Origin of the sequence: Mycolicibacter longobardus, from assembly GCF_002102265.1 — a bacterium.
GTDB lineage: Bacteria > Actinomycetota > Actinomycetes > Mycobacteriales > Mycobacteriaceae > Mycobacterium > Mycobacterium longobardum.
In genome coordinates, this window is the sequence record NZ_LQPG01000035.1 from 43,807 (window position 1) to 64,061 (window position 20,255).

19 protein-coding genes are annotated in these 20,255 nt (G+C 65.4%); 4 read left to right on the forward strand and 15 right to left on the reverse strand.

All coding sequences use genetic code 11. The annotated features are described in order from the left end of the window. Positions 1-359 precede the first annotated feature (359 nt). From AWC16_RS18115 to AWC16_RS18125, 3 genes are all read left to right on the forward strand, one after another. The gene (locus tag AWC16_RS18115; RefSeq protein WP_085266137.1) at positions 360-956 is read left to right on the forward strand and encodes an ArsR family transcriptional regulator; all 597 of its coding nucleotides are present in this window, start codon (positions 360-362) and stop codon (positions 954-956) included. Continuing rightward, positions 953-1,414 (forward strand): hypothetical protein, encoded by a 462-nt coding sequence (locus tag AWC16_RS18120; protein ID WP_085266138.1) that lies wholly within the window; start codon positions 953-955, stop codon positions 1,412-1,414. The genes AWC16_RS18115 and AWC16_RS18120 overlap by 4 nt, the downstream gene beginning before the upstream one ends. A 112-nt stretch (positions 1,415-1,526) precedes the next feature. After that, entirely contained in the window at positions 1,527-1,835 is a 309-nt protein-coding gene (locus AWC16_RS18125; protein ID WP_085266139.1) for a PB1 domain-containing protein, read from the forward strand. 50 nt (positions 1,836-1,885) lie between these two features. Here the strand turns inward: AWC16_RS18125 and AWC16_RS18130 are convergent, their stop codons facing one another. The 7 genes from AWC16_RS18130 to AWC16_RS18160 form a co-directional block, all read right to left on the reverse strand. Continuing rightward, entirely contained in the window at positions 1,886-2,518 is a 633-nt protein-coding gene (locus tag AWC16_RS18130) for a hypothetical protein (RefSeq protein ID WP_133055974.1), read from the reverse strand. Positions 2,519-2,529: 11 nt separating this feature from the next. Next, on the reverse strand, positions 2,530-3,528 hold the full coding sequence (locus AWC16_RS18135) for a C40 family peptidase (RefSeq protein ID WP_085266141.1): 999 nt from the start codon (positions 3,526-3,528) through the stop codon (positions 2,530-2,532). 41 nt (positions 3,529-3,569) lie between these two features. Next, on the reverse strand, positions 3,570-3,914 hold the full coding sequence (locus AWC16_RS18140) for a hypothetical protein (protein WP_085266142.1): 345 nt from the start codon (positions 3,912-3,914) through the stop codon (positions 3,570-3,572). A gap of 50 nt (positions 3,915-3,964) precedes the next feature. Beyond that, on the reverse strand, positions 3,965-4,288 hold the full coding sequence (locus tag AWC16_RS25300) for a hypothetical protein (protein ID WP_085266143.1): 324 nt from the start codon (positions 4,286-4,288) through the stop codon (positions 3,965-3,967). Positions 4,289-4,376: 88 nt separating this feature from the next. Then, the gene (locus tag AWC16_RS18150) at positions 4,377-5,633 is read right to left on the reverse strand and encodes a PPE domain-containing protein (protein ID WP_085266144.1); all 1,257 of its coding nucleotides are present in this window, start codon (positions 5,631-5,633) and stop codon (positions 4,377-4,379) included. A 139-nt stretch (positions 5,634-5,772) separates the two neighbouring features. After that, complete coding sequence (locus AWC16_RS18155; protein ID WP_085266145.1) at positions 5,773-6,078, reverse strand: hypothetical protein; 306 nt, start codon at positions 6,076-6,078, stop codon at positions 5,773-5,775. A 104-nt stretch (positions 6,079-6,182) separates the two neighbouring features. Further along, the gene (locus AWC16_RS18160) at positions 6,183-7,124 is read right to left on the reverse strand and encodes an ESX secretion-associated protein EspG (protein WP_234812334.1); all 942 of its coding nucleotides are present in this window, start codon (positions 7,122-7,124) and stop codon (positions 6,183-6,185) included. 189 nt (positions 7,125-7,313) lie between these two features. Here AWC16_RS18160 and AWC16_RS18165 point away from each other — a divergent pair, with 189 nt between their 5' ends. Next, the gene (locus AWC16_RS18165; protein WP_133055975.1) at positions 7,314-7,949 is read left to right on the forward strand and encodes a hypothetical protein; all 636 of its coding nucleotides are present in this window, start codon (positions 7,314-7,316) and stop codon (positions 7,947-7,949) included. Positions 7,950-8,052: 103 nt separating this feature from the next. Here AWC16_RS18165 and AWC16_RS18170 read toward each other — a convergent pair whose 3' ends face one another. The 8 genes from AWC16_RS18170 to AWC16_RS18210 all read right to left on the reverse strand — a co-directional run bounded on the left by AWC16_RS18170 (position 8,053) and on the right by AWC16_RS18210 (position 20,239). Continuing rightward, the gene (locus AWC16_RS18170; protein ID WP_085266147.1) at positions 8,053-9,666 is read right to left on the reverse strand and encodes a type VII secretion protein EccE; all 1,614 of its coding nucleotides are present in this window, start codon (positions 9,664-9,666) and stop codon (positions 8,053-8,055) included. Then, positions 9,663-11,054 (reverse strand): type VII secretion-associated serine protease mycosin, encoded by a 1,392-nt coding sequence (gene mycP, locus AWC16_RS18175; protein WP_085266148.1) that lies wholly within the window; start codon positions 11,052-11,054, stop codon positions 9,663-9,665. Before mycP ends, AWC16_RS18170 begins: the two co-directional genes overlap by 4 nt. Next, positions 11,054-12,547 (reverse strand): type VII secretion integral membrane protein EccD, encoded by a 1,494-nt coding sequence (gene eccD, locus AWC16_RS18180; protein WP_085266149.1) that lies wholly within the window; start codon positions 12,545-12,547, stop codon positions 11,054-11,056. The genes mycP and eccD overlap by 1 nt, the downstream gene beginning before the upstream one ends. 33 nt (positions 12,548-12,580) lie before the next feature. Continuing rightward, entirely contained in the window at positions 12,581-12,895 is a 315-nt protein-coding gene (locus AWC16_RS18185; RefSeq protein WP_133055976.1) for a hypothetical protein, read from the reverse strand. Positions 12,896-13,003: 108 nt separating this feature from the next. Beyond that, positions 13,004-14,050: a MinD/ParA family ATP-binding protein gene (locus tag AWC16_RS18190; protein ID WP_085266151.1), complete on the reverse strand. Its 1,047-nt coding sequence runs from the start codon at positions 14,048-14,050 to the stop codon at positions 13,004-13,006. 1,094 nt (positions 14,051-15,144) lie between these two features. After that, entirely contained in the window at positions 15,145-17,091 is a 1,947-nt protein-coding gene (locus AWC16_RS18200) for a hypothetical protein (protein ID WP_133055978.1), read from the reverse strand. A 194-nt stretch (positions 17,092-17,285) separates the two neighbouring features. Further along, positions 17,286-19,931 (reverse strand): TraC family protein, encoded by a 2,646-nt coding sequence (locus AWC16_RS18205; RefSeq protein ID WP_085266154.1) that lies wholly within the window; start codon positions 19,929-19,931, stop codon positions 17,286-17,288. Then, positions 19,931-20,239: a hypothetical protein gene (locus AWC16_RS18210; protein WP_085266155.1), complete on the reverse strand. Its 309-nt coding sequence runs from the start codon at positions 20,237-20,239 to the stop codon at positions 19,931-19,933. Before AWC16_RS18210 ends, AWC16_RS18205 begins: the two co-directional genes overlap by 1 nt. Between the last annotated feature and the right edge of the window lie 16 nt (positions 20,240-20,255).

A 20,255-nucleotide genomic window follows, 5' to 3' on the forward strand; every position in this document is an offset into this window, starting at 1 on the left:
AGCGAAGCCAAATTCGGTGAAAAAACGGGGGTTCCGGGACGGCGCGCCCGCCAGATGGCCTACCGCGACCATAAACTATTCCGTATGAGTTCATCTTCGTCGGACGTGACAGCGGCACCGGCCGCGAGGCCGGAGATGGTCGGCGCATCGATGTTGGCACCCCCGGTGAGCGCGGGTCCGATCACGGCATCATGCCTGGGCGGAGTGCCTTTCATCGGCATCCAGGGGCCTGTCGATCACTTCAGCGGCAAGAGGCTGGCACAGTGCGTGCGCACAGCTTTGACGGAGCTTGGCCTGACGATCGACCCTCCCGAATAAAACACTCGACACTTGCGTTAAACGGGTGATATATTCCAATTATGCGTAGTGATGCTCCGTCCTTGATGCCGATCTTCCGCTCGCGCCACCAAGCCGAATTCCTGGCGCACCTGCTCCAACACCCCGACGTCGAATACACCCTGTCCGAACTGGCCCGCATCATCGACGTGCCCCTTTCCACCCTGCAACGCGAAGCCGACCGACTCGCCGACGCCGGCCTGATCCGCGACCGAAAGCAAGGCCGCAACCGCCTCGTTGCCGCCAACAGCGCCAACCCGGCCACCGCACCCCTGACTCAACTGCTGAGCCTGACCTTCAGCCCCCTGCCCGTCATCGCCGAGGAGTTCAGCATCGTCGCCGGCACCGAGGCCGTCATCATCTTCGGGTCCTGGGCCGCGCGATACGCCGGCATCCCCGGCCCTCCTCCCAACGACATCGACGTCCTGGTCATCGGCACCCCCTCACAACTCGACCTCTTCACCGCCGCAGACCGCGCCCAGGCCCGCATCGGCATCGAGGTCAACCCCGTGCACTGCACCCCCGAACGCTGGGCCACACCCGGTGACGACCCACTGATCATCCAGATCCACCAGTCACCGCACACCACCGCCTACAGCGCGAACGGACAGCAGCCATGACCAGCTGGGCCCTCGGCCACGAACAGATCGCTCAACTCATCGCACGCGGCGACCTCGACCAGATCAGCGGAGACGCCGCCAACGGCGCATACCTGCTCGCCCAGGCCACCCAGCGCCTCTCCAGCGCCCGCACCGTGCTCGTCGACGACCCCATCGGGGCCTTCGAACTCGCCTACGACAGCGTGCGCAACACTGCCGTCGGGCTACTCAATCAGCAGGGTCTGCGCGTCAAGAGCAGCGGCGGCCACGCCGCCGCTTGCGATGCCGTCCGCGCGCAGTTCGGCCGCGAGTTCGACTTCTTCAACGCCATGCGCCGCGTACGCAACAAGCTGGAGTACCCCCGCGACCCTAACGATCTGCAGATCACCGCCGAGGAAGTCCAACAGGCGATCGACTACGCCCACAACACGCTCGTGGCCGCCGAGCAGCTACTCCCGCAGCTCGGGATCTGGTCCTGACGCCGCATACCAGGACAGAATCAACATTCACTACAGGGCGATGCACAGAATCTCACGCCACCGACGCATAGCTACCTCACGAGACCGGCGCCCGTCGTATAAACTCCTGTTTATGGCCTACGCCAAACAGCCCACGCCGGAGCAAATTCCGGTACTCGAAGAGCTCCATGAGGCGTCTGTGCTGCGCAACCTGGCCTACCGCTTCTACCTCCGGGTCTTCACCCGCGCGCTACGCGCCGGCGTGGGTCCCAGTGTCATCGCCCGCTACGCGCGGATCAGCCCGCAGGCCGCTAACAGCACCCGCAACCGACTCAAGGCGCTTCCCCCGGATGACGACGCCCCGGGCTCTGTCGACGAGGTCCTAGAGCGGATGAAGCGAGACCTTCCTCCACGCTCTAAGCAGCCGCCGAAAAGCAAATAGTCGGCAGGCGACGAACCCCGGCCCTTCCACTCCAGCCGGCGGCCGGGCTCTCACCAGCAGGTCAGTCCAGCATCGATCAGCCGGTTGGCATCGTTGACGTAGGCCGCCCGCACATCCGAGGGCTGACGCATCCATTCCCGACCGTGCCGATGCGCCAGCACCGCGGCGATCGCCGTAGCGAACCGATGACGCCGGACCCCATCGACTGCCGGCGGGCAACTGACAGCGACAGCCGGAGCGGGCGGCGACGGCGCCGGCGCCGGAACGCCGTGCAGCTGCTCGAACTGCCGCATGTACAGGCGCCGGGCCTGATCGGAAACGCTCACCGCGATCGACACCCACGCATCCCAGTCCTCAGGATCGAGGTTCTCCATCTCCGGCGAGACAGCAACCCCGCCAGCGTGCCCCCAGCCAGGATGGCGAGCCGAGACGAAGTCGATCCACCACTGCATGGCCCGATCGAACTCCGCGGCCTCGACCTCCAGTTCCAGCGAGGGGAACGGGCCCGGGTCGCGGTCCTCCCACAGGGCCGTCATCCCTTGATCGATCAGCGCCGCAGCATCCCGCAGATAGTCCGCTCGCCCGTTGTCGGACAAGGAATCCCAGTGCCGGCCATGCCCGGAGGCCAGCCGCGTGGCAATCGCCGATTGGAGCACGCGGCGCTGCCCTGTGGCCGGACTCATGCTGTCGATGATCACGCGACCATCCGGCGGAACTCGCCCGGCCGCAACGGGCTGATCTTCACGGTCTGGCCTGACGACGGCGCTTCAACAACCTGGTTGTTGCCGATGTAGACCTGGACATGGCCCGGCGGCCGACCAGCCGAATTGGGGAAGAACAGGTCCCCGGGCCGCGCCTGCGCAGCACTGACGGGCACGCCGGCGGCATATTGAGCCTCAGAGGTGCGCGGGATTTCGTGGCCTGTCGACTGGTAGGTGAGGTAGCGGGACAAGCCGCTGCAGTCGAAGCCGATCTTCTTGTAGTCGCCGGCTCGATCCGCGGGCCCACCACCATCGCTGATGCCCTGCGAGGGCCCGTCGAGCGCCCCTCCGCCCCACGCGTAGGGAGTGCCCAGGGTCCCGCGAACCAGCTCTTGCAGCTGGCCGCCCTTCCCTGTCAGCGCCGCGCCCATGGGCTGCGACGCGGGCCCGCCGGTGGCCATCAGCTTGCCGAGCAGCGGCGAGAGCGCCCCGGCTGGTCCCAGCATGGACTGGATCGGCGCGGAAGCTCCCGACATGGGCATGGCGGGTATGGACGGCATAGACGGCGAACTGGGCGCGGTCTGCATGGTCGGCATGGGCGACTGGTACTGGCCGGCGCCGGTCAGCTTCGCCAGATCCGAGGCGCTCAGACGCGGAGCGTCCACCCGGCTGGGCCGACCGAGGCCATCTCCGCGACCGGCACCCGCACGATCCTTGAGGTCCGTGTCCACCTTGCCGGCCCTGTTGCTGTTGGCCCTGTCTTGGTCACCCAGCGCTTCAGCACCGGCCTTACCGTTGCGCGACGTCTCCCCGGCACCGTTGAGAGCCTGTTGGGAATTGTTGACCTGACCGTCGACTGCCGCAGCGACGCTGGGGTCCAACCCGGACGGGCTCAGCGGCAGGGAGCCGCCGGCGGCGGCGAACTGGCCACCGAGCTTCGCCAGCGTGCCAGCGGCTTCTGCGGGGTTGACCCGAATCTCCGGAGATGTCATCTGTGCACCGTGCCCTCGAACTTCACCGTCGCCACGGTGGCTCAGATGTTGGCGATCTTGGCGGCGTTGGACTGTTCCTGGTGCTCAATCCCGTCAGCGATCTTGATCAGGACCTCGGCGTCACGAGCGACGTTGGCCTTGAGCAGCTCGATGTTCTTGACCACGTTGCCGTTGGCTGTCCCCAGCGCCTCCAGCAGCGGCGAGAAATACGGCGCCGGACTCTGATCGATCGTGCCGAGGGCGGCTTCGCGCTCCGTGGTCTCATGCACGCTCTTGGCGTCGAGCAGCACGGAGTCGATCTCATCCACCAGGCCTTGCAAGGTTGCCGCGGTGGTACGCAGCGTGTCGGGGTGCGCCTTGATTTCCAAGGCATTCGGCTCGCTCATGCGTATTCCCCCCTATTAGGTCTCGTACGAAATCAAGATTATCTGACCGGTCATTCCGTTTGAGTGCGTGGCGCGACAGGCGCCCTCATTGTTTGGGGCGTTCCCGCGGCGGCAACCGCCATTGGTGCAAAACCGGGATTTGCCTTGGACAGGTAGGTGATCCAGCGGATTGTCCCGCCGATGACGAATAGCAGGCCCAGCAGTGACACCAGGGTGTGCGCGTCAACACCGACAGCGGGATAGGCCAGCGGGAACGCGACGATGTTCGGCTGGCCGGCCGGCGTTGCGATGTTGAGCAAAACCCACACGCTGGAGATGGCTGGGACGTAAGCACCCAGTGCCCAAACGATCAGAGCAAGAACAATCGCAGCCATCCACCACGGTCGGCCAGTCCCACCGGTACCCATGGTTAGTCAGCCTACGCCGCCAATACCGCCATTCCTGACTGCAAAATCCCGCTGTTTAGGCGTCTTTGAACAATTCGTTGGCCTCGCGCTCCTCAGCGGAAAGCGTCGCCGTCACGGGCTGTGCCGCCATAATTCCATCGCCGGACTTGCGGGCACCCCCACCAGCCTGCGCCCCCGCGGCATGCGGCGCCATGCCGCCTCCGCCGTAGAGCCCTCCGTTGCCGCCGGCCGCGGGCGTTACAGCCAACTCAGATCCCTTGGCGGCCACACCGGAGAACACGGGCTGGCTCCGCGCCGCTGGACCGGAGGCACCCATGTAGGCGCTGTGGCCCATCATGGACCCGCCCAGGCCGCCACCGAAGCCTCCAGGCGCGAAACCGCCCGCCGCCCCACTGCTGGAAACGAGACTGCCTTCAAATCCGGACGCTACTGGCCCACCCATGCCGAACGCGCTCGCATCGGTGGGGTTCATCCCGCCGCCGAGACTGGAAATCAGCGACTGGAACGGAGACATCAGCGACTGCGCGGGCCCGCCGAGCTGCCCGCCGAGGCTGCTGACCTGGCCCAGTGCTTGCCCGGGCATAGACATGAACTGCCCTGCACTGCCCATCAGGCTCGACATCTGCGACGACATCGGCCCTTCGGCGGCCGAGCCGGCCTGCGTGGCTGCTCCCACCGATTGGCTGAGGCCTTGCATCGACCCCTGGCTTGCCGCGCCGATCGCGCCCTTGGCTGCCGCGCGGGCAGCGGCGTCGCCCAGCCCGGCGGCCGAGGAGGCCAGGGAAGCCAGCGGTGGCGGCGGGCGGGTCGGTTTGGGCAGCGTCGCAGTGGTGACTTCGCCGTCGTAGGTCATCATCGTCGAGGCGTTCTGGCCCCAGAATTCGGCGTATTCGGCATTCAGTGCGGCGATGAGTCCGGAGTTGCAGCCCATGAAGTTCGTGGCTTCTGCGACCATCTCCGAGATCCGGTTCTGGTTGACCTCGGGCAGCGGGATCATGGAGGCTTCGCCGGCGGCATACGCAGTGGCGACCGCGGTGCAGGCTGCGGCGTTGAGGGCCGCGATCATCTCCATTTCGACGAGCCATTCGCCGAATGCCATGGCTGAGGCGGCCATGGCGGTTGGCGCCTCACCCAGCCAGTTGATGCCCATGGTGGCGACCTGCGCGGCGAACACGCCCATGGCAGATCCGACCATCGCACCGAACGACATCCACATTTCGGCGGAGGCCATCCAGGTAGCGGGCCCGGTTCCAGCTTCGTAGCGGCCAGCGTTGATCTCCGGGATATAGCCGCCCCAGGGTTCAGTCGGCACTCACTTGCCCCCTTCGTGCTGAATCACGCCAGACCCACACGTCGCCCTGCCCCTCAGGCCAGAGACTTCGTGTTTGCCCACTTCAATCGTGGGAACCGCACACCAACCCTCGGCGACAGTGCCCCTGTTGCGAAGCGGCCTAGATCAGGCTCATCGCCGCGTTGCCAGCATCGGTGATCTCCGTGCCAGCGCTGGAGGCGAGGATCGCGCCGTTGAGTTCCATCATCTGCTCAATGCCAGCGAGGAAGTTCGTCGCATACGTTGCTGAACCGGCCTGCTGCTGCCCCATCGCCAGCGCGGATGCACTCTCGGCGCCGGGCGGCATGATGGCCATCGCGGTGGCCTGGTTGGCGGCGCAGAAGGCCCCCAGCGCGCCCTGGATCCCTTGCAGGACCCCGACTGATCCGGCGACACCCGCGAAACTGGTCATCCCGACGACACCCATTGGTTTCCCCTTCCCCGAAAACGAACTGGGCTCTAAGTACGTTCACCACAATAACGCACCGTGGTCCCAGAACAATGGGTTCCTGTTGCAGGTCGCCCTGCTTTTTAGCGGGTGACTATATCGTCGGGATCTGCCATATCGATGCCGCTTCGAAGTGCCTCGATCGCCGAAGACACATTCTCAGGTGTGGCCGGCTCGTAGTTGACCCATTGCCGGCCATCAAGACCACGGACGGGATAGCTGACCACAGCCCCTGTCTTCGTCCCGCCGAAGAACATCACACCGGCCGCGTTGGACTTGGCGGTTTCAAGACCCGTCGAGGATCGTCTACTGGCGGTGAGCTGGGCCAACGCGACGTTGTCCTGGCTGAGCAGATCCCCCAACGCTGCCGCCGCTGACGGGGCCGCGCCCGCGGCCTGCAACGTTGCCACCGCTTCCGAGGTCTCTTTCTTACGAGTCTTCGGGTCGGCGTTGCGCCGGCCGATGGAGTCGGCATCCGGGGCCGGGATCGACACCCTGGCCATGGGGTATGGCGGCCAGCGGCAGCCGGGATCGAGAATGGCCAGCACGATCTTGCCCACCTGCAGATGCAACTCCGCGTCACGCTGGCTGGAAGTGGGATCGGAGTAGATGTTCATCTCCCCGCCAGCGAGAACGGTCGTGGTCACCGTGTGGCCACTGACCCCGACCAGGAACGGCACTCGGGGGATGTCGCGTACGGCATATTGCACCCCGTACTGCAGAAATTCCTCGGGCAGATCCGCAGTGACAGGCCGCCGCTCGTTGTAGAGCAGAAGCAGGCCCCAGATCGCCCAGTCGTAGCGGGTGACACCGGCGAAGAGCTCTTGCGCCTCAGGGACGAGTTGGCTGGTGCGGCCATCGACAACGCCCCACCTGATGAGGTCATCCCACAGGTGTGGCCCCTGGTCGAACACGGGCATCGGCCCCAACTCGACAGGCAATCGATCAAGCAACCCCCGTCGGTAGAGCTCGATGAAATGCCGCTGGTCGAACCGGTCCCGACCTGGACCGCCGCCGTCGCTCACCGTTGTCGCCTTCCTGCCGCGTCATTGCACCACGAACCCTAAACTGAAGTTTAGCCTTGGCGTATGGGGGTTTCGCTGCTGCTACACCGGGTTCGGGCCGGAATGTCGACGACCGGACCAGTTTTCAACATCGCGCTGCGCATTTTGGTCAGGCAACGCACCCACCTACAGCGACGTCTGGTCATGGTCATGGCCGCCGCGGCCACCATGGTGATGGCGGCGGTCATCGTCGTCTTTCAAGCACCGGTGATGATTGCCAATATCGCTGTAGCCACAGTGTTCGGCGATTCCGACATCCCTGGCTTCGCGGCTGGCGTGCCCGCCTCCGACCAGTGCGTCGCCGCCCCCACAGCCACCGCGGCGGTATCCGCTCCCCCGCCCGCCGGCGAAGTCTCCGATGACGCCCCGCCTGCCGCCAGCCCTGGTGAACAGTCACCGGCAGCCGAGACCACACCCGCAGCGAGCGCCTCGGAGCTCATCGGCCAGATCCCCGTCGGCGCCGACGTCGATGTCGCTACCGCATGGTTGCTGTTTCGCCTCGCGCACCCGGCCGAGCCCGCTGTCTCCGACTACCGCGACTTCGCCGCCGCCTACGCGATCACCCGGCAGTCAATGTCGTTGCACGCCACCGCGGTTGATGTTGCTGCCACGATGGACCCCGGCGCTGACTACTCGCCATACCTACTGTTGGCCCAGGCCGCCGTGTACCGGCTGTTGAGGCACGGTTCTGTGACGGCAACCGACCAGCAGTCCGCGGATCTCGTCCGCGGTTTGGCCGCGACCTGTGCGGGCCCCGAACGCTGGCCCCTTACTTCACGTTCTTGATCCCACTCACTGGCCCACATTGTCGACTCGTCACGCCAGTGAGCCGCGCGCCGATATGCGCAGACCGTCTGTGAAGCAGCTACCGCCCGGCGGCCGCAACACTTCAGCGGCCAGGTGCTGTCGCATGGCTCGGCGCGGCGTGACGGCCCTTAGGCTCCCGCGCGCGCACCGTGAAGATGGCTTCCTCCGCGTTCGACACCAGCCACCGGTACCGGGTTTGTCCAGCGGGCGTGGTCAACAGACACTCATCGGGGCCGGCCACGATGCCGTACTCAAGCCGCCGGGGCTGGGAGGTCATCCAGACCAGCCGCACCTGAGTGGGCCGGGACTGACGGGCCAGGCCTTCCTGCGTGCTCAACACGATGTCAGCTTCGGGGCGTTGCCCGTAGCTGGCGCCGATGCTGCGGGCGAACGCTTTCCATTCATCCCCGGGGATATCGATGTTGATGCTCAGGCCACTGGTGGACAAACGCAACAGCAGCTGTTGGCACAGTGCGCCCGGGGCAATCAGGTAGAAGGGGTCGCTGCCGACCGAGAAGTTGACGAACACCTGTGCGCGGGTCTTGGTCAGCCCAACGAAGGTTCCCACTCCCCCGGCCTGCAGCGGAACCGGGAACTCCTCGTCACGGGAAAACGACTTGCCGGGAACCGCGGAGGTCGGTGCGGTGCGCAGCCCCGGGATGGCCGCGGTCAAGATGGCGGCCTGCTGGCCATACTCACGACGCAGCCCGGTGGCTCGCACGGTTTTGAGGGCAGCAGGATCATTGTTGAGGTAGCCGAGGTAGAGCTCGGCGTGGTCGCTGCCGTCGCGCTGGCGGGTCAGACGCAGGACCTCGAGGTGGCGATGGGTGTTCAGCTTGAGCCACTCAGAGTAGTTTCCCGATGTCCACGCTGAACTGGCCGGGGTGAACACCGATGCTTGCATGGCGGAGGCACCGCAGGAGCCCCAGTGCTCGTTGTCCACCTGCTCGATCAGTTCCGCACCGACCTTCTCTTGGAAGGCTTCCAGCTCGGCCCGACTGAGCAGCAGGGCATTCCAGCCCAGCTTCTGCAGCCGCCGGCGGATGCGATCGGCCGCAACGGTTACGGTCCGGCTGAGGCCTACGGCAACACCGTTGGTGCTCTGCCGCGCATACACACTGTCCAAGGACCCGTCCAGCGCCACACTGACTTCCAGCACTGTGCTGCCGTAGAGCATGGCACCGATCGGGCCCACCGCGGTGTGGGCAATGGTCGCCGCCTGGGAGGTGTCGACGTACTTGTGCGCGAACGTCAACACACTGACGTGGTCGCAGGCGATGTCGAACTGGGTGAGTTCTTCACGGATCGCGTCGATCGGGATCGAGCGGATGGTCGACTCGTCCTCGGATCCAATGACGGTGACCTCGTATGGCTGCGGACGCAACGCGATGTACACACTGGCCTGACGCCCATCCCAGGTGTGCCCCACGTCCGACGTCGAGTACACACTGATGGGCTCATGTGCGCCACGCCTATAGGTGAACCGACGCCCCAGCCAGCCCAACAGGGTTCGTGACCGGTAGGCGATAACCCCGGTCAGCACCGCGACGCCTGCAGTCGCGCCCCCGACTTCTACGATCTGCTGGTCGTCGAGCTTCAGCAGTGCAGCGACCATCACTGCGATCAGCACGGCAGTGGCCAGGAACCACACGTTGGCGGTACCGAACTGAATGCCCCAGCGGCGATCTCGTCTCATGCGTTGTCCGATCTGCGTAGAGCGAATACGACCAGTGCGATGACGGTAAGGATCGCCGCGGCTGCCAGGAAAGTCCCCAGGGCGACGTCGCGGGCGGTGTTGTCCGGCGGCGGCGGTGGTGTCGGCTCCGGTGCTGCGACACTGGGCACCCCGGCTGCCACGGTGTCCCCCTTCGGCACGTCAGCCGTCAGCGCGGCCACCGCGTCGATGGGTCCGGCGCCGAGGGTGTTGGTCAGCCCTTCGGCCGGCGTGTGGGCGGTGGACAAGATCCGGTTGATCACCTGCCGCGCCGACAGGTGCGGATACTTCTCCCGGATCAGCGCCGCCAACCCCGCCACATAGGCGGTGCCATAGGAGGTGCCGTTCAACGGTATCGGGGCACCTTTGACCAGAGCCGCGTTGGCCAGAGCGCCCGGCCTGGGCTCGGTGGGATCCAGGGACACGATGTTCATGGCTGGCGCGGCCGCCCCGACCCAGGGGCCGGGCATCGAGTTCACATAGGGGTCGCCGGTCAAGGTGGTGCCGCCGACCGACAACAGCAGGTTCGAGTAATAACTGGGCAATGAGACCGACCTGACGCCATCCCAGTTGCGTCGATCCGAAGGATTGGCCGGGTCGTATCCCGGGTTGGGTTGGCAGGTTTGGCCGCCGGTGTTGCCCGCGGCCGTGATGACCACCGCATCGCGGACCACCGCGGCGTAGTACAGCGCGCCTGCCAGCGCCCGGGTGTCGACAGGGCTCCCGGCATCCACGCAGGCGGTGATCGACAGATTGATCACGGTCGCACCCAGATTCGCCGCGTGCACGATCGCCTTGGCCAGCGCCATCAGGTTGGCGGCGGAGCGATCGGCGTCACTGTAGCCCTGCGGGGGCGTATCTTCGGTGAACGCGGCACTGGTCTGACGGATCGAGACGATCTCAGCGCCGGGGGCCACTCCGACAAAGCCGTCGGTCGGCGAGGGCGCAGCTGCGATGATGCCGGCGATCAGCGTGCCGTGGTGGTCGCAATCAGAAAGGCCGTCGCCCCTCATGATGTAGTCGCCGCCGCCGCGAAGTCGCGGCAGTCGTGACACCGGCTGAATACCGGAGTCGATCACCGCCACGACCTGGCCGTCGCCGCGCGCGAACTTGTGCAGTTCGCTGACTCCGAACACCGCGCTGGCAGGGATCACGTCGAACTGCGAGTCGGCCAGCACCGCTGAGGTCGCGCAGACGGTGTTCTGCTTCATGTCCAGGGCTGGGGCGGGGTCTCCGTCCGGTGGGGCGATGTCGGTGGCCAAGTTGATCTCCGGCGGTGCGATCGCCTGCGCGGGAGGCGCCCAGGACAGGGCCGCGACCAGCATGCAGGTGCACACCAGGTTCAGCAGTCGCACCAGAGCAGCAGTCATCAGCGCGCCCGCGCCTTGCTGTACAGGTCCATCGCGACGATCACGAACGGCAGTGGGGTCCAGAAGAGCATGCGTTCGAAGACTTCGATGGCCTTGGTCACGATAGGGCTCACGATGCGGCGTTCCTGGATCGCGAAGATGGTGGCGACGAACATGCCGATCGCCAGGATCCCCAACGCCATCGCGCCGCGGATCGCGTTGTCTTCGGTCAAATTCGGGTCGGTCAGCAGACCGGCGCCAAACAACCCTAGGACGCTGGCACCGGCGATCAGCACGATCGCCTGCTCGAACGCGTCGTCGGTGCTCTTACCGCGAGAGATCAAGCAGGTCGCGATAACCAGCATGAACGTCCAGATCACCCATTCGTGGTTGTCGAGGCTGCGCCCGACGATCCAGCTCGTGGCCACAGCTACCGTCAGTGCGCCGATCATCAGGCCGATGCGGCAGGCTCGGGCGGTCAGGATCTGCTGCTCCTGATTGAAGATCGACGAGTTGTTTCCCGACTTCTCGTTACGCGGCAGCGATCCGGCATCGAGGTTGCCTGCGCCGTCTCCTCGCATGAACGGCTCGCCGGTGGCGGGCACGTAGGGAAGCGAGATCCGGGCGACAGCCAATGCCAGGCGCGGCGAGATGAGGATTAGCGCGAACGCCAGCGCGATCTGTTGTGTTCCGATTACCGCTGTAGGACTGCGATAGATGGTGTTGAGCAATCCGACGAGCAAGACCAGTAGGGATCCAGCGGTGACCGCGTTGTGCATTCGCAGGTGCTCTCTGGTCACCACCGACAGGCAGACCGACAGCACCAGAAGCACCGATCCGGCGGCAACGAGTTGGTAGATGCCCAGCGGCCGCGGGGTGATCACCAGTGCAGCACTCGCGCTCAGCAGATATGTGGTCATCATCAGCGGTACCGGCACGGTCTTGTACCGGTCGTCTCGCGCGGTGCGCACAAGCACGACAGCGACTGCGGCGCAGATCAATCCGAGGGAGGCCATGGCTGCGGTTGTGGCTGCCCGAAGCGCCCAGCCCGGCTGCTGGGTGTCAGCCCATATGACGGTTGCCCCGCAGATCAGCGCGACGACGGCCGGCACCATGCCCAGTGAAATGCGCCTGGCGAAAGGTGAATCCCACGACGGGAAGTGCCGTTTGAGGTAGTAGGTGATCGACTCGGCAACATCGTCGATGAGGGGAGCGTATTTCTCGCCAGGGTCCGTCTTGGTCAGGAAGAGTCGGTCGCCGTCGAGGACCTTCTCCTCGGCGAGGCTTTTCTCCTCGTCAAGCGGCTGGTCACCGAACGTGGTGAGGTGCCAGTAAGCGTCGGGATCACGAAGCCAGCTGGTGTCCTTGTTCTTCGCGTCCAAGTGCTTTATCAGATACGGGATCAGCTCGGCAATCGTATCGGCGATCGGCAGATGACTGGGCAACGGTACGTCCACGACGTGGCCCGGGATCGTGACCTGCACTCGGCAGTTGACTTGCTGTGTCCCAACCATCAGTCCTCACTCAATGTCGTTGCTGCTGTTCGGTTATCGAGCGGCCTGAGCCAGGCTCGTGTTGTTCGTCTCCAGCTGGCTTGCGGCCGGATCGATTACCGCGGCCTTGCGCCGTCCAGGTCCCCGGCGCCGCGTGGAGCCGTGGCCCTGTGCCTGCAGCCCCGCAGGCGTCGCCCAGCCGGTCGCCAGCATGGCGTCGATTGCAGCCTCGTACTGTTCGCGGGCCCGCTCTTCCTCCTGGCGCACAGCTTCGACGGCCTGCTGCTTGTCCTCCAAGGCGGCCTTGAGGTTGTCGAGCTCGGTCAGGCGGCCCAGCAGATCGTTGGCGATCTCTTCACGGTCTGTCACCGGTGCCATGGTTGTCGGTTCCCCCTCTTCGTCAGTTGTGCGCTGGGTCGGTGACCGGCTCAGCGCGGCGGCGCTTCACGTTCGGCCGCCGCCCCATCGAACGCCGGATCAGTTGGCGGGCAGTTTGTCCAGCAGGATCGCGGCGGCCTTGACGAAGCAGCGGCGAGTTGCCTTGTCCAACAGTGCCAAGGAGATGGGCCCGGCCTCCGCAATGTGCGGGTCGTAGGGAATCTCCAGCAGCTCAACCTTTTCCGTGTTGTGGAAGTGGTTGGTGATCGCATCTACGCTCATCAGCGGCTTGGCCGGCGACTGGTGATTGAGCAACACGATGGTCCGGCTGGCCAACTCGGTCAGACCACGCTCCCTCAGCCACGGCAACACTTCACGCCCGGGCACCGCGCTGTCACGGGTCGGACTGACCACCAGGATCAGCGCATCGAGACTCTCGATGATCGTGTCGTAGGACGGAGTCGCCGTAGAGGGCTCGGTGTCGACGAACACGATTTCATGGTGACGCCGCAGCTGTTCCAGCGCCTGCAGGTAGTCCTCCGGCATCAGGGGCTCGCTGATGAGCTCCCGGCGCGAACCGAGCACCGAAAGGCGGTGAGGGTTGCTCATCAAGTGCGCGCGAACATCGCTGATGGAATGCAGGCTCTGATCTTGAGCCAGCGCCTGGACGCTCCCGCCCGCCGGCTGCTCTCCCGGCACCCGCAGGCACAACGACCCGCGCGCCACGGTGTCGACGGCGACGACGCCGCCGTCCTGCCGGTGCGCGGCGACCGTGGAGGCCAAGCACATGGTCATCGAAGTCTTGCCGACACCGCCTTTGAAGGCCACTACGCCCACCGTTTTGCGGTACCGGAGGCGCTTGTTGATCTTGGTGATGTCGTGGTCGTACTCGATTTCAGCGGCACCCTTGCCGATGGGGATGCCCACCCGTGAAATGACCGACCGCCAGCCCTGTTGAGGCCCTTCCCGGCGACCGCTCTTGACCATGAATTCGCCCTCACTGGCGTGCAGTGCTCGCTCTTCGGCGTAGAGGGTTTCTGAGACCTCTACCCGGTCCGAGTAGCCCGCGGCGGGGCCAGTCAGATGCTGGGCCCCTGCCGATCCCATGCCCGCGCGCTCCTCGAGCTGACGGATGTAGTCAGCCACCTCCGGCGGAACATTCTGTGCGGGGGTGGGGACCGTCGGTCCAGCGGCAAAGGTCGGCGGCGAAGCGATTGGCGGAGCACTGATGTGCGGCGGCTCAAATGGTCGGTGCAGTTGATCGCTGGTTGCCGATGCGGCGGGTGAGGGCGTCCATGCCGGCCGGTCGGGGTCCGTGTGGTGGGCGGGAGCCGGAGCGGGCGGAGGCGTCTGCTGAACCGGGGGAGGTGGAGGCGGCGGAGCCGCTTGCGGGGCCGGCGAAGCAGGAGGCGTCGGCGCAGGAGGAGGCGGTGTCGGCGCCTGACGCTGCGGCCACGCCGGCGCCGGCGGCGGGGTGGTTCCACCGATGGATGCACCGTGTCGCGGTTCCGGTCCGGTAGAGGGCTGGGTCGGCCGGATCTCGACAGTCCGGGCGGCGTCCTGCATCTCGCGGCCCAAGTGGACTCGCTCGCTTGAGGCACCTCGGTCGGTCGTCGGGCTGGTCTGCTTGGGAACAGGAGTCAATGGGGTGGTCTGCTGAGCCGAAGGCGCGGATTCGCGACCGGCGCTGGCGGTTCCTTCTGAGCCGGTCAGGGGTGGGACGCTGGCTCCGTGGCGGCCACTCGACGAGGGCGCCGAGGCCGATGGGCTGTCACTGACTGAAGGGCTGTCGGGCCGCTTCGGTGCGGACTTAGCGGCGTCGCCAGAGTGAAGACCGTCTTTGGCAGGTTTCTCCGCCGGGGGTGGCGCGGTGGCACCGCTGCCCGTCGTAGCAGCTCCGGCGGGTTTGGCCGAGTCACCGGTTTTACCGGAGCCCTGCGCCGCAGGAGATGGACCACTGCCCGAGGCGGCGGCTCCAGTGGCCGCCTTGGGCGTGTCGCCTCGGTCGGCAGTCGGTGCGGCCGCGCCCCCGCTGGTCGTCGAACCCCCGGCCGGGGGGGCCTTCTCACTGGTTGATGCCGCGGGCTCGCCCGCCGCGCGGCCTGCGACGAAGGCGTCACGCAGCTTCTCGACCTCGGCGGGGTCGGTCTGCGAGGAGTCGAATTTAACCATCAGTTTCCCGCTTCCGGCATAGGGAGTCATTCTTACGGTGAAGTTTACAGATGCGTGGGGGGTTCCGGTCAAATAGCATCGCCGAAACCCACTCCGTTTCGCCGCTCAATCCGATTCTTTCCGTCAGGACCGGTGACAAACACCAGCTGCTCAGCCGACTCATCTTCATCAGAGATCGTCACCGGCGCCGCCACGCCGCGGGCCCGCAACAGGTTGCGATTATGCGCCAAGCGCTGAGTACGCGCCGCAGGATCTAGTAGCGACCGAAACTCCCGAATCCCTGATCTCGCCGGGACCGCTCGACTGGTTGACGCTACAGGCGGCATGGACTCGACCGTGCCGAAAGTGGCCGATCCCACCGCCACCTCATCCGGGCCCGGTGCCGGGCGCCCATTTAGCGCCGCGACCTCGGCCTTCATCCGCGTACCCAGGGCATCGAGATGCCGCCAATACTGCGAGATGGCGCTGTCAAAAGAGTCCTGCTGCCCGGTGTCGGGCGCCAGCACCGGCATGCCGACCGCAGGCGCCGACACCGCGGGGTCACCCTGCACAAGCGCAAACGGCGCCGCGGCCTGCCCGATACCCCCACGGAAGTAGATCGGCATCAGCCCGCCGGCCCCCTGGGGGGACGGGGAGATCAGGTCAGCAGGCGTACCCGGGCGACCGATGAGCGTCCCACCATCTGCCGTAACGACAACCACCTTGTCGGCAGGATCTGTTGCCGTGGCGCCGCGATGGTCGATGACCTGGCCCAGAACAGACGGGGCACTGATGTCACCGCCCGTGATTCCAACCGGTGTCCGCTCCCCCTCGCTGGGGTTATATGTGTCGGCGCGATCAGTGGCTGCCCGAAATTCAGGGGTATCCGCCACGATCATCGGTTGAACCGAGGCCATCGCGGCTCCTTTCTCACTGCCTGCTTCGCCCGCGGAACTCACGTACTGACGCAGGCGCTGATACTGATCCACCGCCCACTGCTTGGGCTGATCGAACGTGCCTTCCACCGCCGTGCCCAAGACGGTTGTCTGGTTGTTCGCATACATCGCGGTCCAATATTTCGACCCCTCGACCCGGTCGCGGAACAACTTCAGCACTGTCTCCATGTTGGCCAGCAGCACCCGCAGCCACTTCGCCGTGTAGTAGTAGGCAACCCCCATCAGCACGATCTGCAGCCACGCCGGCAAGAAATGCGCCACCGACACGACCAGATAGATCAGCCAGCTCGGCCCCACCCCGGCCACAAGCCACAACCCCAGCGCGAACAGCGCGTGCGTGGCGCAACGAGCCAAGGTCCGCGACAGGGGGTCAAAGGCCCGCCGCTTGTTCATGGCGACCACCGCCACATACACCGCCCCCGTGAGGTAGATGACGGTCAGAGCGAGTTGGTTGAGAATGTGCAGCGTGACCACGACGGCGAAGTAGCACAAGCCCACCGCGAATCCCACCGCCACCAATGCGGCCAGCGCATTCGCCGGGGTCGGGTGAGCACCGGCCAGCTGTTGGTGCGTCAGGCAACTCGGGTTGGACCCGCCGGCATTCATCGCCTTTGACCACGCCTTGGCGCATTCGCCACTGAGGTCACCGCGATAGTTGATCAAGAAGGTCAATGCTCGAACCGAGTCGGTGATCGCGGTGTTCACCCGCTCGCCGACACCCGCGTCACCACTGGCGGTCAGCCATCCCGCGACCGCCAGCACAACACCAAGCACCTCACGGATGAGGCGAAACGGGTTCGATGCCAGCACCGCGACAACCCCGAGCAGCAGGATCCCCGCCCAGATCCGATCCCACTGCCGCTTACTGACTTGCACTGCCGAACCGGCCGAGCCGCGCCGCATGAAGACGTTGAACGCCAAGAGACTGAAGGCGCCCATCGCCAGCACCACTGGTGGGATCACCTCGTAGACCCGCCCCGTGAGCGCCCCGTAGACATTCGAGAGCGGCTCCAGCCACGCGTCCGGGTTCAAGATCGCGTTGATCAGGGCCACCGCATGCGCCGAGATCACCAGGAACACCAGGTAGCCGAAGTCGGCCAGCATCCCGCACAGCTGAGACATGAGGCTGAACGCCGACGAGTTCAGATTCAGCCGGTAATTGGCCAGCTTCCCGCCGTCACGGTCAACGAGGTTCAACCAGCCGATGAACATCGACCCCACATCATCAGCGTCGAAAGCGCCGGCCGCCGCCGGCGCGGCTCCGCCTGGCACCGTCATCGCGGCATCCCGACAGCCACCTCGGCCACCGCGCCGGGAAGGTCGGTTTCCCGGATGACGCGCGACGCAGTTGTGTCGGCGTACTTCCGGCGAGCAGCCAACAGCTGGGGCAGGCCCTTGAACCTGCCGATGTTGTTGCCGTCGTTGTACCAGCCCTCCCCCGCTCGAGACGGGATCGGCATGTTGTTGTTGTCCGGATCCAGCGGCGAGGTGTCCGTAACCATTCTGTCCACCAGCCGCTCGGTGGGCGGCATGTCACCATAGGCCAGGGCCTCAGCGGCATTGGCACGCGTCTCCTGACCCAACAACACCTTGCGTTTCACCAGGCGGTAATGCTCATCGAAGTCACTGGCGAGCTGCGCCCCGGCGATGAAGAAGTTGTTGGCACGCCGACCGACCCTGTCGGGACGCTCGATCAACTCCAAGAGCACATCCGAGCCCTTCTGGAAGTGCATCTCGTCACCCACCAGGGCGCAGGGCTCCTTGATGCCACCGAACCGAAGAGTGGTCAGCCGCGCAACCGCCGTGTACGCCATCGCCGCGAAACGTTGCGGCTCGGTGGGTTTCGAGTTCTCGCCGCGGTGCACGTTGAGCTTGTGCGTCCGGAACACGACCGCATGCGCGCTCGCGTTGAACGGATCGTGCTCGCGAACCGCCCCGTCGATGATCGGATCGATGAAAGCGTGGGTGTAGGGCTGGCGCGCCCAGAAATTGAGCTTGCGGGCCAACTCTCGTGCTGCGTCGCCGACAACCGCGTGCTCGAGGTGGTTCATCAGCGCCCGGGTCGAGGCGATCCCGAAGCTCTTTCGGTACCCCGGCTCGACGGTCGCCGACAGCAATGTCGCGGCCTCAGAATCAGATTCCAGCCCCAGCAGCGGCAACCACAGGTCCAGAAACAGCCACGCCGCAACGTCCGGAGCGCAGCACTTGAGCACATCCATCGAAACCCGATGGCCAAGCGCGTCCACACCGCCGAACACATCGATCACCTCGGTGCTGGTCAGCGTTTGGGCGAACACCATATATTCGCCATGGTCGGACTGGTCGATGACGTGCGCGTAGCAGTCGGTATCCATCAACCAGGCAAGCATCTCCTTGATCAGGTACGACTTACCCTTGTTCTTCGCCCCGGAGACCGTCGCCGACGCATTGCCCTTGTCTGAGGCGTTGAAGATGTCCCAGTGCACGATCTGGCCGAGCGCGTTCTCCTCGTTGATCCCGATGGGAACCCCGATAGCATCACCGATGACCGTGCGCCGCACCGGAATATAGGAGGAGAAGAGGCGCGCAGTGGTGGTCTGCTTGATCTGCTCGACGACCGGCGGGCAGCTGGATCCGGGCATCATCGCCTGCCACATGTCGAACTGGCCGCCGACCGGCAGGTACGGCGTGAAGTCGTGTTTGACGAAGTGCGCGTACAGTTCGGCGATTCGCTGTTCCAGGAATGGCCGGTTCTGATGGGCGAAGCTGAACATCACGGCGACCTTCATCCCGCGCGGGTCGCGTTCGGATTTCGCGGTGTGCCGGAAGTTACGCATCTCGCCGCGGCGGTCGGCGAACTCCTCACCGTCGAACTCGTCGGTGATGTTGGCGTTGGCTTCGGCGTTGAGCTCCTTCATTGCCTTGCGCATCCCGCGTTTGGTCAGAACCTCTTGGTCGAAGTGGAATCGCAGAGCGAAGTCGGCGTCGCAGCCGATCTCCTGGTCGACCAAGTAGGTGAAGGCGTTGATGTCGAACCCCTCGACCGATGGATACTGCGCAATCCCCATCTGCACCTGATAGCTGGTGTAGCCGTTGGGGAAATCCGCGTTGCGGGTCTCGACGTTGGCGATCGACAGCATCCGCCCCCAGCGTGTGCTGTCGAAATTGTCGCGCAGCACTCCTGCCCAGCCGCGGCTCTTCCCCGACGGGTCGACCGACGGCTCGCCGTCGGCGACCTTGTCGACCAAGTCATCCAGTAGAGCGTCCGTATCGGCGTTCTTGTTGATATCGATCTGCGCGAACGAGCTTGGACTGTCATCGATGACTGCGCGGTCGGCCTCGGCAGGCGGCAGCTCTGGAACGGTGATGGCGCGCTGGCGGGCCCGGTCGAACACCCATCGGACGTGGGCCGGCGTTGTGCGGATCGGCCGGAATTGTCGAGGTAGCGCCTCAAAATACTGCTTCTCCAGGGAGCGGACGATGCGCTCGTCGACGCGCTGGTGAGGGTCGATGATGGCGACCGAGGACAAGATCTTGTCGCGAAGGGACTGATGAGTCGGCAGGCCGATCGACAGCCAGTAGATCCGTTGATACTCAGCGAGTTCACCGGCGTTGATCCGCGCGTACAGGGCGTTGTACTGAGCCAGCAGCGCCGGGTAGCGGCCCGGTTCCCCGAAGCCGGGGATGCCGGCAGATGCGCGCTCCATGATCAGATCCGCTGGGGTTTGGGCTTTGATGCCCAGCAGCAGGAAGTCTGCGGCGTGCAGTCGTGACAGGGCGGTGAACAGTGCGGCGTTGGCGTCCTGGCACTGCTCGATGCGGCCGGGCTGGTAGGGGTCGGTGTTGATCCCGCGCAGCAGGTAGTTCGCCCACACCGTTCCGTCGCTGTTGTAGATGAGATTGCCTATCCGGCGGGTGATTCGAGGAAAGTAGTCGCCCATCAACGTCTCCCAGAGTTGTCGATCACAGGTCGAGCCCAAGTTCGTAGAAGAAGGCCCAACTGGGTGAATTCATGCAAGTGCCCGCCGGGGTCCATGGCGTTGACCGCCCCCACCAGGCGAATTACCAGCAGCGCCCCGAGCACACCGATCGGCACACCCACCCAGTAGGACACCGCGCGCGTGACGATCACGCCGAACAGCAGTGCGCCGATCAGGCAGATCATCGACGGCATCCGCCACCGCAGTCCCAGGATCGTCCATTCGACATCGACCTGGTCGACATCGTTGAACACGCGAAACGCCTTCACCAACCCCCCTTTTTAG